Here is a 14444-nt window from a genome sequence, read left to right on the forward strand (position 1 = left end):
CGGGCGAGAACTCCCAGTTACACGCGATGCTCGTCATTTTTCCAGTCCTGAACGGCTTGCTTGATTTGAACGGATGTCAGCTTCTGCTGCACGGCCAGACGGCAAAGGTTTGGAAACTCCTGATCGCTTGCAAAACGCAGGGCGATAATTTGACTCCCGGTAAGCTGAGGATCAAGCGGAGCGCCGGTCAGCACGAAATGCCTGAAATTCTCTTCGGTCCGGATAATGCGGTCTTGAAGTTTCGTGGCGTAGGAACGAACTAATAAGAAGGTAATTAAAATGCCCGCGGTACAAACAAGGAAAAGCAAGGAAAACCAAGTACGCTCGGAGCAGAGAAAAACGATCGCACCAAGGAAGCTTACGAGAATCAATGGCGCTCCCACATAATGGAACAACGGATGCATTCTCACGTGGTTCTGATAGTTTTGTTTGGTCAAGGTCAATGTCTCCCATAGGATCTATTTACGTCCATGATATTCATCGTATCAGAGTTCCTGCGGGAAGAATAGGTACACGGCTTTAAAGTTACCTGCAATGAAATCTGGCGCGGAACGGTTATAAAGCATTTGCTTTGGATGAAGAAGTATTAGCGTAGATAGACCATTAAACTTTCTTTGTTTGCTTCCACGTAACGATACACATGATCATCAAAAATATTGGCATGTTTGCGGTACAGGTACAAACCATCAGCTTGAGTGGCGATTACATCCAGTAATTCGTTCATATTCCTGCCATGAAGATCAGAAGACGTTGAAACCTGATACAAGTACAGACTATTCATATCTTCTCTAATTTTCCGTAGGTCAATATGATTCAAGAGTAACAAGTCTTTGATGCCGCTCATAATCTTAAAGTCCTCGGATGCATGGATCCTGTAAAGAGCTTGAATCGTCTCTTCGAAAAATTCGCCGGATGAATTTTCCAAAAAACCGATAATGCCGTTCATTTGCAGTTCGATATCAAAATTTATTAGCAGTATGATGTCTTGCAATAGTACAGGAAGCAGACCGAAACTTTCCTTTTCACGGAGTTTTTTATAATCACTTTCATATATATTCATTGCAATATGCGCGAGGATAGCTTCTGGATTAGAAGTGCGCAGGTTAATCTGTTGCAGCAAGTTATTTACAGTATCCTTAATCGTATCCATGGGTCACCCTGTCACTATTTATTTGTTCAAATATACCATTAAAGTTCATCGATTAGCGGTAGCTTTCGAAGAAATCGATCATTCCATCCTGTGCTCCCTATGGTATTGTTGTGAGTAGTCATCCTAATAATTTCTTCCATGATTGTCTTCGTTTCATTTATACTTAGTCTGACCTGTCATTTTTTACTAGGAGGAATAATAGGAATGAACATTCAATTCCATAAGCCGGCCATCTTTTGGACGGAAGCGCTTCCAGTCGGGAACGGCAATCTGGGCGCGATGGTGTTCGGAGGCGTCGAACGCGAACGCATCGCCTTGAACGAGGACACGCTGTGGTCCGGTTATCCGAAGGATTGGAATAATAGCGAGGCCGCCAGCGTCCTGCCGCAAGTCAGAAAACTCGTCAGCGAAGGCTTGTACGAGGAAGCCGACCGGCTCTGCAAAGGCATGATGGGTCCTTATACGCAGTCCTACTTGCCGCTCGGGGATCTGCAGCTCGTCATGGAGCATGGCGATCATTATAAGCAGTACGACAGAAAGCTGGACTTGAGGCAAGGGATCGCGTCGGTGGCGTATACGATCGGCGACATCCGTTATACGAGAGAAATATTCGCGTCTCACCCCGATCGGACGCTGGTCGTTCGTCTGACAGCCAGCAAGCCGGGGCAGCTGAGCTTCCATGCCAAGGCGGACAGCTTGCTTCGTTATTCCGCTTCAACCGACGGCGAGCATTACGTCATTGCCGGCACGGCGCCCGAGCATGTCGCGCCTAATTATCAACAGCAGGATCATCCGATCCGATACGGCGATCCGGATACTTCGAAAGCGCTGCGGTTCCATGGCCGACTTGCCGCGGTACGCGAGGGCGGCACGATGAGCGTCGACCGCGGCGGAATTCACATTGCTGGAGCGACCAGCGCGGTATTGTATTTCAGCGCGGCGACCAGCTTCGATCCCCAGCAAGGTGCACCCAGCGCGCAGCGCATGCCGGGACAGCTTACTGCCGGCGTAGTCGAAGCGGTATTGAAGAAGGATTATGCTGCCGTTCTTGCCGATCACCTTGCCGATCACATCCCGTGGATGGAGCGGGTAGACTTGCATCTCGGAGACAGCTTGGCGCCGGCGGACATGCCGACCGATCAGCGAATCGCCGAATTCGGAAGCCGGGATCCCGGACTGGTCGAGCTGCTGTTCCACTACGGGCGTTATCTCATGATCGCAAGCTCGCGGCCGGGCACGCAGCCGGCCAATCTGCAGGGGATCTGGAACGAGCATACCCGGGCGCCGTGGAGCAGCAATTATACGCTGAACATTAACACCCAGATGAATTATTGGCCGGCCGAAAGCTGCAACTTGGCGGAAATGCATGCGCCTTTGTTCGATTTTATCGATCGGCTGGCCGCCAACGGCAGCAAGACCGCCGAGATCAATTACGGCGCGAAGGGCTGGGTCGCGCATCATAATGCGGATTTGTGGGCGCAGACGGCACCGGTGGGCGCTTACGGCGAAGGCGATGCTTCATGGGCGTTTTGGCCGATGGGCGGGGTATGGCTGACCCAGCATCTATGGGAGCACTATGCGTTTGGGCGGGACGAAGCGTTTCTCCGGGAGCGGGCTTATCCGGTCATGAAGGAAGCGGCGTTGTTCTGCTTGAGCTGGCTGCATGAGGACGAAGACGGTTATTTGATTACCGCGCCTTCGACGTCGCCGGAGCATCATTTCAGATACGGAGACCGTCATAGTGCCGTAAGCGCCGCGTCGACGATGGATTTGACCTTGATCGGCGAGCTCTTCGACAACTGCATCGAAGCGTCCGAAGTGCTGGAGCTCGACGAAACGTTCCGAGCCGAATTGACTGCCGCGCTTAGCAAGCTCCATCCGCTCCAAATCGGCAGCCACGGTCATTTGCAGGAATGGGACAAGGACTTCGAGGACGGCGACGTCCATCACCGGCATGTCTCGCATCTCGTCGGTATCTACCCGGGCAGGAAGCTGACGGAAGAATCGGCGCCGGCGCTCTTCGATGCGGCGAGAACTTCGCTGGAACGCAGAGGGGACGGCGGAACGGGCTGGAGCCTGGGCTGGAAAATCGGCTTGTGGGCGCGCTTCAAGGATGGCGATCGTGCCGAGCGGTTAATCTCGAATTTGCTGAACCTGATCAAGGAAAACGAACCGCTCGAATACGACGGCGGCGGCGTGTACGCCAATCTGTTCGATGCGCATCCGCCATTCCAGATCGATGGGAATTTCGCGGCGACCGCGGGAATCGCCGAACTGCTGCTGCAGTCGCACCAAGACCATCTTGCGCTTCTTCCGGCGCTGCCGTCGGCGTGGAGGACCGGTTACGTTAAAGGCCTCCGAGGCCGCGGGGGCTGCGAGGTCGATCTGAGCTGGGAGAATGGCGTGCTGGTCGAAGCGGTCATCGTATCGAACAACGCTCAGAATTGCTTGCTGCGTTCGCAGCCGATTCGCGAGGTCACCTCGGATGGAGAGACCATCGCATGGACGGCAACGGATGACGGGTTCGGCAGCATTCCGGTCGAACAAGGGAAGCGGTACGTGATTTCGTTTCGATGAGCATAGCGGGCAGCGCAGAGCATGAACAATAGGTAAGGAAGCAGCGCGAAGAACCCTGAATCCCGCTTTGTATAAGCGGCGTTCGGGGTTCTTTTGCTGGCCGAGCAAGCGGTGCTGCGTTCGGAATGATGGTCGATTGCAAGGACCCGCAGGGCCGCCTCGTTGCGGGCCGCCGGCCGGTAACGCTGCTGGAGAGCAAGAGAAAGAGAAAGAGAAAGAGAAAGAGAAAGAGAAAGAGAAAGAGAAAGAGAGAGAGAGAGAGAGAGAGAACGGCTGCAATCGATTAGAAGGCTATTGAATAGAATCCGATAGCTTGTTATCGTGTTAAGAGGAGCGCAGATTACTTCTCTTTTTTTACGCTCCAGGGGCCTGCGGTACGATGAGGTACGGAATCGACTCAACCCAACGAGCATCATCCCGATACACGATAAGCGAATATATGGAGTTGAACCGATGTACGTCATCGCAAGCCTGCTCGTACTGGCGTCCGGACTTACGCACGCCGTATGGAATCTCTTTACCAAGCAAAGTCGCAATAAAAACGAGTTCTTGTGGTTAATCATGGCCCTATCCTGCGCCGTTCTGCTGCCGTCGACGGTTTGGGAGCTCGCGACGGCCTCCATTCCGCCGAAAGGATACGGCTTGCTCCTGCTGTCGTTCTTCTTCCAGGGCATGTATGCGATTTTATTATCCAAGACCTATGATTCGTCCGATTTGTCGCAAGTCTACCCGATCATGCGCGGGACGGGGACGCTGCTCATTCCGGTCATCGGCGTCGTCTTCCTTCAGGAGTCTTTGTCCGCGTGGAGATGGGCAGGGTTAGTGTGCATTCTTGCCGGCTTTTATAAGCTTAGCGGCCTTTCGATCCGACGCTCGATGGATCCCGCGCTGCGCAAGTCGATTCTGCTCGCGTTCTCGGTCGGACTTTGCACGACGGGGTATGTCTTCATCGATAAATTCAATCTGGACTATATCTCTCCGCTTGCGCTGCTCGAGGTTGCGAATCTCGGGTTTATGGCGGCGTTGACGCCTGCCGTGCTCAGGTCCAGGCAGCTGGTTGGAGAGTGGAGAAGCAATTGGCCGGTCCTCATCCTGGGGTCGGTGCTGAATCCGGGCTCCTATCTCTTATTCTTGGTCGCCATGCAATTCGCGCCGATCGCGCAGATCTCGCCGATTCGGGAAGTGGGGATCGTGTTTGCGACGTTCCTCGGCATCGCCGTCTTGAAAGAAAAACAAGGAAAAGCGCGTATTGTATCGTCGATCGTGATCGCATTCGGCATTATCGTCATCAGCGTGCTCGGCTAGCGAAACCGGCGTATGGCAAATGTAATCGAATTGAAATACGAGCTTCATCTTGTCTTAATGAAGCCGGCTTATAATAGAACTCGACCCCCTTTTAAAATATACACTTTAGACCCGCAGCCCGTTGCTGCGGGTCTCTTTTTTGCAATTGATCGAATCGGCAGGATACCGGATGGATGAACTGTGTGTGCTGCATACAAAATAAGACATTGCATTATTTTCAATTTCGGTTAGCCTATCAGAAGAGAATACAGGGAGGTTAATGATGAACGATACCCATGGACATGAAGCTGAATCCGTTATTTACGGTCTGCTCCGTAACCCCTCCTCCGGTCAACTTTTGACGGTTAAGCCTCATACAAACGCAGTTTGTCAGCTGCCTGCTACAATCGTTAAGGGGCAAGCAGAGTTATCCCATGAAATGGCAACGCGAGAGATGTCCCGGCTTCTCGGAAGGCCTGTCATCGCGTTTCGTAGGGTATGGATGCAGTCGAACAGCGGCGGCGGGCATGACGCATTCTTCGAGCTGGAAAGCGCAGCGTCCACATTCGGCGCGCTTAAGCATCGTGAACAATGGAGCGGCGCAGAGGCATTAGTACTAACTCCGAATCACTGCGAGATCGTTCGTGATTACTTGCTTGAAGCGGAAAGCGGGAATATACCGGAGCTCCGACAGCCTTGGGAACGTGCCGGCTGGTATACGAAAGCAATGCACTGGATCGAAAATTCCCTTCGAACGCTGGGATTCCATCTTACTGAACCTCCGGCACCGCTCAAGTGGTGGAGCCTGTCTTGCGTGCTTCGACTGGTCACCGCGCGGGGAATCGTATACTTCAAAACCAATGCCAAGCAGCCGATGTTCGCTCAGGAACCGGCGATTTTGACTTACTTGGCGGACCTATTTCCAGGTCGCGTGCCGATCGTGCTGGCATCTGTACCTGCTGAAGGCTGGATGCTCCTTGCCGATGCCGGGGACAAATTAAGCCGGGACACCGTGGAGAATAAAGTAGCGCTGCTGCGTACGTTCGGCGAGGTTCAACTCGACATGGTAAACCGTACCGAAGCGCTAATCGAGCTGGGCTGCGCGGACCGAAGGCCCGAGAAGCTCGTCCCCTTTGTTGAGCCGTTGTTAGCGGATAAGCTCGTCGTTTCGGAACTTGCGCCTGAAGAGCTCGGCGAGCTTCGACGATACCTGCCTCGAATAATAGCAATGTGCGAACGAATCTCCGACTATGCGGTGCCGCCTACGCTCGTCCATGGTGACCTGCATATGGGGAACGCCGCAATCCGTGAAGGAAGAATTGCCTATTTGGATTGGACGGATGCTTGCGTAGCCCATCCATTCATGGACATGTTCGTTATCTTCGACGAAAGCGATCTACCGCTCCGGACGCAATTGCGAGACGCTTATTTGGAATTGTGGAGCGATTTCGAACCGATGGATCGATTACTGGAGCTGTGGTCGCTCTGCGAGGTTGTGCATGCGATGCACCACGCGGTAAGCTATCAATCCATCCTGCGTCACACCGAGGACAGGTCTCGAGGCGAGTTGGGACCACCGACATTCTACCTGCGCAAAGCGCTAAGGCGATTGGAGGAATAGAAAATGTCTTTTATGAAAGGGATCGAATTATGCCGTCGCTTTCATCTGGAGATCGTTGAACCCGTCATGGCGCAGCATGCCGCTTTCTTGTCCTATTCATCGGCGCTCATTGGTCCGGGCAGCGAGGTGCTCGGATATGATACGGAAATGTCGACGGACCACGATTGGGTGCCTCGGGTCTATCTTTTTCTTGACCAACCAGATATCGGGCATGCGGAACAAATACGATCAACGCTGCAAGAGCAAGCGCCGGAACGGTTCTATGGATTCCCCGTCGATATAAGGAAGTGCGTCATTACTACGGTGCCGAGGTTCATCGAGCGTTATTTTGCCGTTAGCAAAGCCGAACGGATAGAGCTTCTGGATTGGCTAACGTTTCCTTCGCAATCGCTGCTCGAAGTCACGCAGGGGGAAGTTTACAGGGACGATCGCGGTCAGCTTTCCGCCCTGCGCGAACGATTCGGGTATTATCCTCACGATATTTGGCTGTATCTATTGGCATCCGGTTGGCAGCGAATCGGGCAGGAGGAACATCTGATGCTTCGTGCGGGCTATGCCGGCGACGAACTGGGTTCCGCTATCATCGCTTCGCGTCTTGTCCGCGATATCATGAATCTCTGCTTTCTCATGGAGCGTCGGTATGCGCCTTACCCAAAATGGTTCGGTACCGCGTTTAAACGTTTGCAAAGCGCAGAGGCACTCCTGTCTCCACTGTGGACGGCTCAAACGGCCGTCACATGGAGAGAACGAGAGCGTGCGTTGAATCATGCTTACAAGCATTTATCGACGATGCATAACGGGCTTGCGCTCACCGAGAAAATCCCGGATGAGGTTTCCGCTTTCTATGATCGGCCCTTTAACGTCATGAACGGTGAAAAGATTGCAAGCCTAATTGCCAATCGGATCGTGGATGCAGAGCTGCGGCAGCTATCCCGAACGCGTTTGATCGGCAGCATCGACCAGATGACGGACAACACGGATTTCAGAACAATGAAGGGGGCGGACGGAGAAGGAAGAAGTACAAGGCAAGCGTTGAAAAATCTATTCCAGCCTGACCGTCCGATCTAAGCAAAACGAAGAAATCGCTTCATCTTGGCTGCGTCAATCGCGGCCTATTGTGACGGTGAAATGCCTCATTCACCCAAAGAAGCGATAGCAACACAGAACGGCAGACCACAAGGTGGCCGCGATATTCCTCTGTTTGACTATGAAGGTGAGACAGTGATTGGCGTCTTTCACATAGGATGAGAAAGAGCCTTTCCGTTATTTTGCTCCATTGCATGATTTTTAGTTGCGGTGTTTTGTGCCCGCCTCAGGTATTTGGCCTGCAACTGCAGTTACCCAAGCGTCGAACAAAGTTTGAAGGAGCGGCTCATAGTTGTTGGAGTAGTTTTGCAGCAGGAATTCACTAATTATAGCGATATAACGGCGATTTCATACATGAACTTAACCATTCCAATGGCCAGCACAGTCGCAAAGGAACTTGCAGGTAAATCTCGAATATAGATTGTAATCCGATCGCGAAAATTTGAAGACTGACAGGAGTTGGCTGTAATGATCAAGGGTTTCGGAGGCGTCTTCTGGAGAACCGGGAATCTGGATGCGGTGAAAAAATGGTACAGCGACGTGTTGAAGATCGAAATCAACGATTGGAACGGAACGGTGATCAAACCCCAATCAGGCAATGAGACGGTCTTATCGTTCTTTACCGAGAGCGACAGCTATTTTCCGGCCGAACAACAGGTGATGTTGAATTTCGAGGTCTATAATCTGAGCGAGACGATTGCGCATCTTGAACAACTCGGCGTCCCGCTTGCGAAGGCGCGGGAGGATAGTGAATTCGGGAAGTTTGTGTGGATTGAAGACCCTGACGGTCGACTGGTCGAGCTGTGGGAAAGATAACGAATGAATGTACCGAGATAGCGGGATAAGGAAATTAATACCTCTGGGAGCAGGCCGCCGATGGCAGCTGCTCCTTTTTTATGAAATAAAGGGCGGATTGTTGAATTTCGCGGTATAAATAGATACAATGTTCCGAGGAAATGGCTAGCTTATTGGATTGCTAGTCTTATCGTATGTTATCATGATAGTAAACTGCTTCGCTGATGCTTGGAGGGAATCAAAATTAATAACGAGGTCCTGAACGATGCTTTAATTATGTTGAAAAAAACAAGCCGCACTTTTTATATTCCGATCAGCCAGTTGGTTATAGGATTGAAAGAGGCTGTAACATCCGCCTATCTGTGCATGCGGGCAATCGATGAAATAGAGGATCACGAACAACTCTCGGACGAGTTGAAAGTGGAACTATTGCTCGGGATACACGATGCCTTCCAAGCCGCGCAAGTTACGGAAGCCTTACAAAAATTACTGTCGCCATATCAGGCGGTACTGCCGGCGGTTACGTTGCAGCTCGACGAGTGGGTGGATCTTTGTCCGTCCTCGGCAGCCCCGATCGTCAATCGTTACATCGCGAAGATGGCGTTGCAAATGTCCGAATGGGTTCAAAACGGGTGGCATATCCATACGGAAGAGGATTTGGATCGCTATACGTACAGCGTGGCCGGCATGGTCGGCGAGATGCTGTCCGAGCTCTGGCTATGGCATGACGGAACGCAATCCGATTTGACGAAAGCGATTGCTTTCGGAAGAGGACTGCAGGCCGTCAATATTCTCCGCAATCGAAACGAGGATATGAAACGCGGCGTCGACTTCTTCCCGGATGGTTGGGGTTTCAAGGAGATGCAGCAGTATACGCGCCGGAATCTGCAGCAAGCCGACTCTTATATCGCCGACTTGAAAGAGGGACCTGCGTTGAAGTTCTGCAAGGTGCCGCTGGCATTGGCGCATGCGACGGTCAACCTGATCTCCGTCGGCGGGAACAAATTAACCAGAGATACCGTGCTGAAAATCGTGAGCCGCGTGTCCGGTTAATGGAATCGAGTTTATTCGGATAATAAAAAGAAGCCGTTGATAAGCAGCGGCTTCTTTTTGTTGTGCAATTATGCTTGACGGGGAAGATCAGCCTATATCGCTTTTTGGATGCGTTGGCGATCGTCCGATAACGGTCAAGGTTGTTCAAGATCATCTTCTTCGCCGGCTGCGGGGGGCATCGCCGGCTTCAACCGGCCAGCCTTGCGAAGCGCCTCGCGAAGCAGAAATTCGATATGGCCGTTGACGCTTCGGAATTCGTCTTCGGCCCACTTCTCTAACGCCCGGTGCAGATCGGGATCAAGTCGCAGCGGGAATGCTTTCTTATCCTTGGAGGGCATGGCAAGCTTAGCCGTACAGCGTGCCCGTATTGATGACCGGGGTTGCAGCCCGGTCGGATACGATCGCGACCATCAGATTGTTGATCATGGCGGCGCGCCGCTCCGAATCCAGTTCGATCCCGTTCTTGATCAGCTGCTGCAGCGCGGCGTCGACCATGAAGACGGCGCCCTCGACGATCTTCGCCCGCGCGGCGATAATGGCGATCGCCTGCTGGCGCTGCAGCATGGCGCTGGCGATCTCGGGCGCGTAAGCGAGATGGGTCAGACGCGTCTCGACCACTTCCACCCCGGCGACCAGCAGCCGTTTCTGCAGCTCGGCCGACAGCTCGGCGGCAACCTCGTCGGCGTTCCCTCTGAGGGACAAGCCCGGCTCGTCGGTAAACGTGTCGTAGGCGTATCTCGCCGCGGTATGGCGTATCGACGTCTCGCTCGTGATCTCCACGAACCGCTCGTAATTGTCGACGTCGAACACCGCCTTCGCCGAATCCGTCACCTTGAAGACGACGACCGCTCCGATCTCGATCGGATTGCCCTCCAGATCGTTGACCTTCAGCGTCTTGCTGTTGAAATTGCGTACCTTCAGCGATACCCGCTTCTTGGAGGTAAAGGGAAGCACCATCCAAAGGCCGGCGGCGGAGACCGTGCCGATGTAGCGGCCGAAGAACGTAATGACCTTCGCCTGGTTCGGCTGAACGATCGTCAGCGACGAGATGGCCACGAAGAACAGCAGAATAAGCAGGATGCCCAGGGCGATCAGCAGGCCGGAGGGCTCCTCCCGATTGCCCCCGATAATGAGCAAGCCGATACCGCCCGCCAGTGAGACCAGGCCTACGAGCAAGGCGAGGAATCCATTCATATGCCATGCGCGATTCTCTTTCATGTTCCATCCACCTCGATATGGTTTTAATATGAGTATGATATCACTTTTGGGAGTTGATGGCAATCGAGGAGGGGATCTTTGCCCGTTTTTTATTTGATCGTGCCTTGTTCATCATCCATTCAAAAATCTAAGGTACCTTATTCGTATGGATAGATCATAAATCGATACGAATCTGAAAAGAGGTGTCTTAAAATGAACATCGAGAAAGCATACGCCACCGGATATATCGTATCTACGGATGGGACTAAGATTGGCTATCGGCAGCTTGGCCGCGGTCCGAGTCTTGTTCTCATGCATGGCGGCCTGCAAGCTTCGCAGAGCTTGATGCTGCTTGCCACGGCGATGTCGGATGAATATACGGTGTATGTACCCGACCGCCGCGGACGAGGTTTAAGCGGGCCGCTTGGCGAGAACTACAGCATTCGAAGGGAATGTGAAGATCTGGGCGCCCTCTTGGATAAGACCGGTGCTCAAGACGTGTTCGGGCTGAGCTCGGGAGCGTTGATCACCTTGCATTCGGCCCTCCACCTGCCTTCCATTCGCAAGATCGCACTCTACGAACCCCCGCTCTCGATCACTCCCGTGTTAAACAAGTTCATGCCTCGCTATGAGCGGGAAATCGCGGAGGGGAAGATCGTCTCGGCATTCATCACGATTATTAAAGGGCTCGGCATATCTCCGCTTCTAAATCTCATGCCGCGGTTCATCATGCTGCCGTTCTTGAAGCTGGCCACGCGATACGGCAAGGAGCCCGAGGGCGACGTGCCTCTGCATGAGCTTATCCCTACGTTTCAAGATGACGATTTCCTCATACGAGAAACGGCGGAAACGTTTCAGACCTTCGAAAATGTCAGTGCGAAATCGCTGATCATGGGCGGCAGCAAGAGTCCGGACTACTTCAAAGTCATTATCGGGAAACTGGCGGCCATCATGCCCGGCGCTCGATCCATGGAGTTTGCAGGATTGGATCATTCCGGACCCGACGACGGCGGGAAGCCAGCGATCGTAGCGGAGGAGCTGCGACGATTCTTCCGTGCCTAACTCTAATGCCTAAAATGGGTCAGCCAGCGGTACAAACAGGAGAGACCTCTCAAGAGTTCATTGAACTTTTGAGAGGTCTCTTCAACTGGATTCGTATTCGATTCGGCGCGAGAAATTGAAATATTCAGATTCCTGAGACGGATGCCTCAATCCAATTCTTGTTCTAAAACAGCATGCACTAAACGACGAACTTCATCCGTTGATTTGGTATCCATTAATTGGATCCTCAGTTCGTTTGCGCCTCTAAATCCCCGCACATAGATTTTAAAAAAGCGAAGAAGCGGTTTAAAAGAACGTTGCGGGATTTCGGTTGAATATTGATCGTGCAGATCCAACTGCAATAGAAGCAAACGGAGAAAATCCTTCGCGCTATGTTCTTGGGGTTCTTTTTCAAAAGCAAACGGATTGGTGAAGATACCGCGGCCGATCATGACGCCATCAACGCCGTATCGTTCCACTAACTTTAATCCTGTTGCACGGTCGGGAATATCTCCGTTAATCGTTAATAACGTGTTCGGAGCTATTTCATCCCGTAATTTTTTTATTTCGGGGATGAGTTCCCAGTGCGCATCTACTTTGCTCATTTCCATCTTTGTGCGAAGATGAATCGATAGATTTGCAATATTTTGCTTCAAGATATGCGTTAACCAACCGCGCCACTCCTTGACCTCCGAGTAACCCAATCTTGTTTTAACGCTAACGGGTAATCCGCCTGTCCTGGCTGCTTGAATAATTTCCGCCGCGACTTCGGGGTGCCGTATTAAACCAGCGCCCTTTCCATTGGAGGCGACGTTTTGTACGGGACATCCCATGTTGATATCGATACCGCGAAAACCAAGCTTTTTCATATCCATGCTCATTTGCGCAAATAATGCCGGCTTATTGCCCCAAAGATGGGCGACGATCGGCTGCTCGTCTTCCGTGAACGTTAATCGACCGCGAGTACTTTCTATTCCTGCAGGGTTGCAATAACTATCCGTACTTGTAAATTCCGTGAAAAACACGTCGGGTTTTGCGGCCGTACTAACGACGTGACGAAACACAACGTCCGTGACGTCTTCCATTGGCGCTAATATAAAAAAAGGCTTCGGTAAATCGAGCCAAAAATTGTCGTTGCTCATATAATCTCCTTCTGGCGCAGCTTTAAAATGATGAGGCAATTCGAAAAGTCGTTTGCCCATCATACATAATATCATTTTTTTTCGTTTCTTTCACAGAGTCAACGGAGGGAACGTTTAAAATCAGGCATATAAAATAGTGGAAACGTAAAACCGAAAACCTGTATTTCCGATAACAAAGGCACTGCCTACCTGTATTTTTCAACCTATTAGGCATACGATCGACGTTCTATAATAGAAAATAGGCGGATTACGCGTGCCTAAACCACAGGAAAAGGATATGTGAACCCCTTTGACGATTTCTCGCTACAGAATCATCGCTCTAATCGCGATCGTGCTCCTGCTGCTTGTCGGCATGACGAGCCAGTGGAATTTCATTTCGCGGCATGTTCTTCACCAATACAAGAATGCTTACGTCAATCCCGTATTCGAACCTGTCCTGGCGGATCCTTCCGTCATTCGGGCAGAGGACGGTTACTTCTATGCTTACGGGACGGAAGACGAATGGAAACCTGGGGAGAAGGTCAAGCTCGGACCGATCGTGAAGTCGGCGGATCTCGTGCATTGGGATTATGTCGGAGATGCGTTCGCGACGCGTCCCGCTTGGAAGAAGGACGGCGGCATCTGGGCGCTCGATATCCACCGGTTCAACGATCAGTATTATCTCTATTATTCGATCTCCGAATGGGGCGATGCGAATCCGGGCATCGGGATCGCCGTCTCGGATAGCCCTGCGGGTCCATTCGAAGACAAAGGCAAGCTGCTCGACAGCTTCGACAGCGGGGTGAGAAACTCCATCGATCCGATGATGTTCGTCGACGAGGACGGCACGCCTTATCTGTTCTGGGGCAGCTTCAACGGCATCTATGGCATTCAGCTCAGCGCGGACGGGTTGTCCGTCGTGGGCGAGAAATTTCAGATCGCGGGCAAGGACTTCGAGGGTCCGTACCTTATTAAGCGCGGGTCTTACTACTATTTCTTCGGTTCGATGGGCTCCTGCTGCGCCGGCAAGGACAGCATATACTTGGTTAGCGCAGGACGTTCGGAATCGTTGAAGGGGCCTTATCTCAATGCCGAAGGCAGAGATATCATGGATGGCCCCGGCACGGTGATCTTGCGCGGAGAGGGCGCTTCCAAGGAGGATGGAGAAGGAGATGGAAATGGGAATGGGAATGGGAATGCAAATGGGCAAAAAGAGAAGCGATTCGTCGGTCCCGGGCACAACGCCATCATCCAAGACGACGCGGGCACGGATTGGATCGTCTATCACGCCATCGATGCATCCAACCCGCTGCTGCCGAACGAAGCGACCCGTCGGCCGCTGATGATCGATCCAATCAAATGGGTAGATGGCTGGCCGACGATCAAAGATGGAATTCCGAGCAAGACGAAGCGCAGCGGGCCGATTTGGAAGAAGTGAGTTTAGCGAAGTTCGTTCGAAACCTTGCGGGAATTGATTCACAAAGGCATACGGAACGGGAAACCCGAAGTAACGGGCACG

The 14444-nt window shown here is 52.2% G+C and carries 13 protein-coding genes; 8 read left to right on the forward strand and 5 right to left on the reverse strand.

The annotated features are described in order from the left end of the window. Positions 1 to 17: 17 nt before the first annotated feature. Positions 18 to 437, reverse strand: coding sequence for a DUF6526 family protein (locus tag GT003_RS22850; protein WP_161702213.1), 420 nt, complete (start codon positions 435 to 437; stop codon positions 18 to 20). Between the two features lie 149 nt (positions 438 to 586). Beyond that, positions 587 to 1150, reverse strand: coding sequence for a DMP19 family protein (locus GT003_RS22855; protein ID WP_161702215.1), 564 nt, complete (start codon positions 1148 to 1150; stop codon positions 587 to 589). Positions 1151 to 1354: 204 nt separating this feature from the next. On the opposite strand from GT003_RS22855, the gene GT003_RS22860 reads away from it, so the two are divergent. From GT003_RS22860 to GT003_RS22885, 6 genes are all read left to right on the forward strand, one after another. Further along, positions 1355 to 3727 (forward strand): glycoside hydrolase family 95 protein, encoded by a 2373-nt coding sequence (locus GT003_RS22860; RefSeq protein ID WP_161702217.1) that lies wholly within the window; start codon positions 1355 to 1357, stop codon positions 3725 to 3727. Between the two features lie 453 nt (positions 3728 to 4180). Next, positions 4181 to 5032, forward strand: a complete 852-nt coding sequence (locus tag GT003_RS22865) for a DMT family transporter (protein ID WP_161702219.1) — start codon at positions 4181 to 4183, stop codon at positions 5030 to 5032. 481 nt (positions 5033 to 5513) lie between these two features. Beyond that, positions 5514 to 6632, forward strand: a complete 1119-nt coding sequence (locus tag GT003_RS22870) for a phosphotransferase family protein (protein WP_161702221.1) — start codon at positions 5514 to 5516, stop codon at positions 6630 to 6632. Between the two features lie 3 nt (positions 6633 to 6635). After that, positions 6636 to 7700 carry a DUF4037 domain-containing protein gene (locus GT003_RS22875; protein ID WP_161702223.1) on the forward strand — a complete coding sequence of 355 codons (1065 nt, stop codon included), beginning with the start codon at positions 6636 to 6638 and terminating at the stop codon, positions 7698 to 7700. A 486-nt stretch (positions 7701 to 8186) separates the two neighbouring features. Then, positions 8187 to 8534 (forward strand): VOC family protein, encoded by a 348-nt coding sequence (locus tag GT003_RS22880; RefSeq protein ID WP_161702225.1) that lies wholly within the window; start codon positions 8187 to 8189, stop codon positions 8532 to 8534. Between the two features lie 255 nt (positions 8535 to 8789). Further along, positions 8790 to 9566: a squalene/phytoene synthase family protein gene (locus GT003_RS22885; protein WP_204798957.1), complete on the forward strand. Its 777-nt coding sequence runs from the start codon at positions 8790 to 8792 to the stop codon at positions 9564 to 9566. A 134-nt stretch (positions 9567 to 9700) separates the two neighbouring features. Here the strand turns inward: GT003_RS22885 and GT003_RS22890 are convergent, their stop codons facing one another. Both GT003_RS22890 and GT003_RS22895 read right to left on the reverse strand, forming a co-directional pair. Then, positions 9701 to 9904: a type II toxin-antitoxin system antitoxin gene (locus GT003_RS22890; RefSeq protein WP_161702229.1), complete on the reverse strand. Its 204-nt coding sequence runs from the start codon at positions 9902 to 9904 to the stop codon at positions 9701 to 9703. 7 nt (positions 9905 to 9911) lie between these two features. Then, the gene (locus tag GT003_RS22895) at positions 9912 to 10784 is read right to left on the reverse strand and encodes an SPFH domain-containing protein (RefSeq protein ID WP_161702231.1); all 873 of its coding nucleotides are present in this window, start codon (positions 10782 to 10784) and stop codon (positions 9912 to 9914) included. A gap of 192 nt (positions 10785 to 10976) precedes the next feature. Between GT003_RS22895 and GT003_RS22900 the strand changes: the two genes are divergently transcribed. After that, the gene (locus tag GT003_RS22900; RefSeq protein WP_161702233.1) at positions 10977 to 11825 is read left to right on the forward strand and encodes an alpha/beta fold hydrolase; all 849 of its coding nucleotides are present in this window, start codon (positions 10977 to 10979) and stop codon (positions 11823 to 11825) included. Positions 11826 to 11971: 146 nt separating this feature from the next. On the opposite strand, the gene GT003_RS22905 is transcribed toward GT003_RS22900, so the two are convergent. Next, positions 11972 to 12946 carry a tRNA dihydrouridine synthase gene (locus GT003_RS22905; protein ID WP_161702235.1) on the reverse strand — a complete coding sequence of 325 codons (975 nt, stop codon included), beginning with the start codon at positions 12944 to 12946 and terminating at the stop codon, positions 11972 to 11974. Positions 12947 to 13235: 289 nt separating this feature from the next. Between GT003_RS22905 and GT003_RS22910 the strand changes: the two genes are divergently transcribed. After that, positions 13236 to 14363 carry a family 43 glycosylhydrolase gene (locus GT003_RS22910; RefSeq protein WP_239566060.1) on the forward strand — a complete coding sequence of 376 codons (1128 nt, stop codon included), beginning with the start codon at positions 13236 to 13238 and terminating at the stop codon, positions 14361 to 14363. Positions 14364 to 14444: the final 81 nt, after the last annotated feature.

It is taken from the genome of Paenibacillus sacheonensis, assembly GCF_009909195.1.
GTDB lineage: Bacteria > Bacillota > Bacilli > Paenibacillales > Paenibacillaceae > Paenibacillus_Z > Paenibacillus_Z sacheonensis.

Bases quoted from the DNA above. Each gene is read 5' to 3' on its own strand.
- GT003_RS22890 (WP_161702229.1), bottom strand. From the start codon at position 9,904: ATGCCCTCCAAGGATAAGAAAGCATTCCCGCTGCGACTTGATCCCGAT.
- GT003_RS22870 (WP_161702221.1), top strand. From the start codon at position 5,514: ATGCAGTCGAACAGCGGCGGCGGGCATGACGCATTCTTCGAGCTGGAA.
- GT003_RS22865 (WP_161702219.1), top strand. From the start codon at position 4,181: ATGTACGTCATCGCAAGCCTGCTCGTACTGGCGTCCGGACTTACGCAC.
- GT003_RS22860 (WP_161702217.1), top strand. From the start codon at position 1,355: ATGAACATTCAATTCCATAAGCCGGCCATCTTTTGGACGGAAGCGCTT.
- GT003_RS22905 (WP_161702235.1), bottom strand. From the start codon at position 12,946: ATGAGCAACGACAATTTTTGGCTCGATTTACCGAAGCCTTTTTTTATA.
- GT003_RS22855 (WP_161702215.1), bottom strand. From the start codon at position 1,150: ATGGATACGATTAAGGATACTGTAAATAACTTGCTGCAACAGATTAAC.
- GT003_RS22895 (WP_161702231.1), bottom strand. From the start codon at position 10,784: ATGAAAGAGAATCGCGCATGGCATATGAATGGATTCCTCGCCTTGCTC.
- GT003_RS22875 (WP_161702223.1), top strand. From the start codon at position 6,636: ATGTCTTTTATGAAAGGGATCGAATTATGCCGTCGCTTTCATCTGGAG.
- GT003_RS22880 (WP_161702225.1), top strand. From the start codon at position 8,187: ATGATCAAGGGTTTCGGAGGCGTCTTCTGGAGAACCGGGAATCTGGAT.
- GT003_RS22900 (WP_161702233.1), top strand. From the start codon at position 10,977: ATGAACATCGAGAAAGCATACGCCACCGGATATATCGTATCTACGGAT.
- GT003_RS22885 (WP_204798957.1), top strand. From the start codon at position 8,790: ATGTTGAAAAAAACAAGCCGCACTTTTTATATTCCGATCAGCCAGTTG.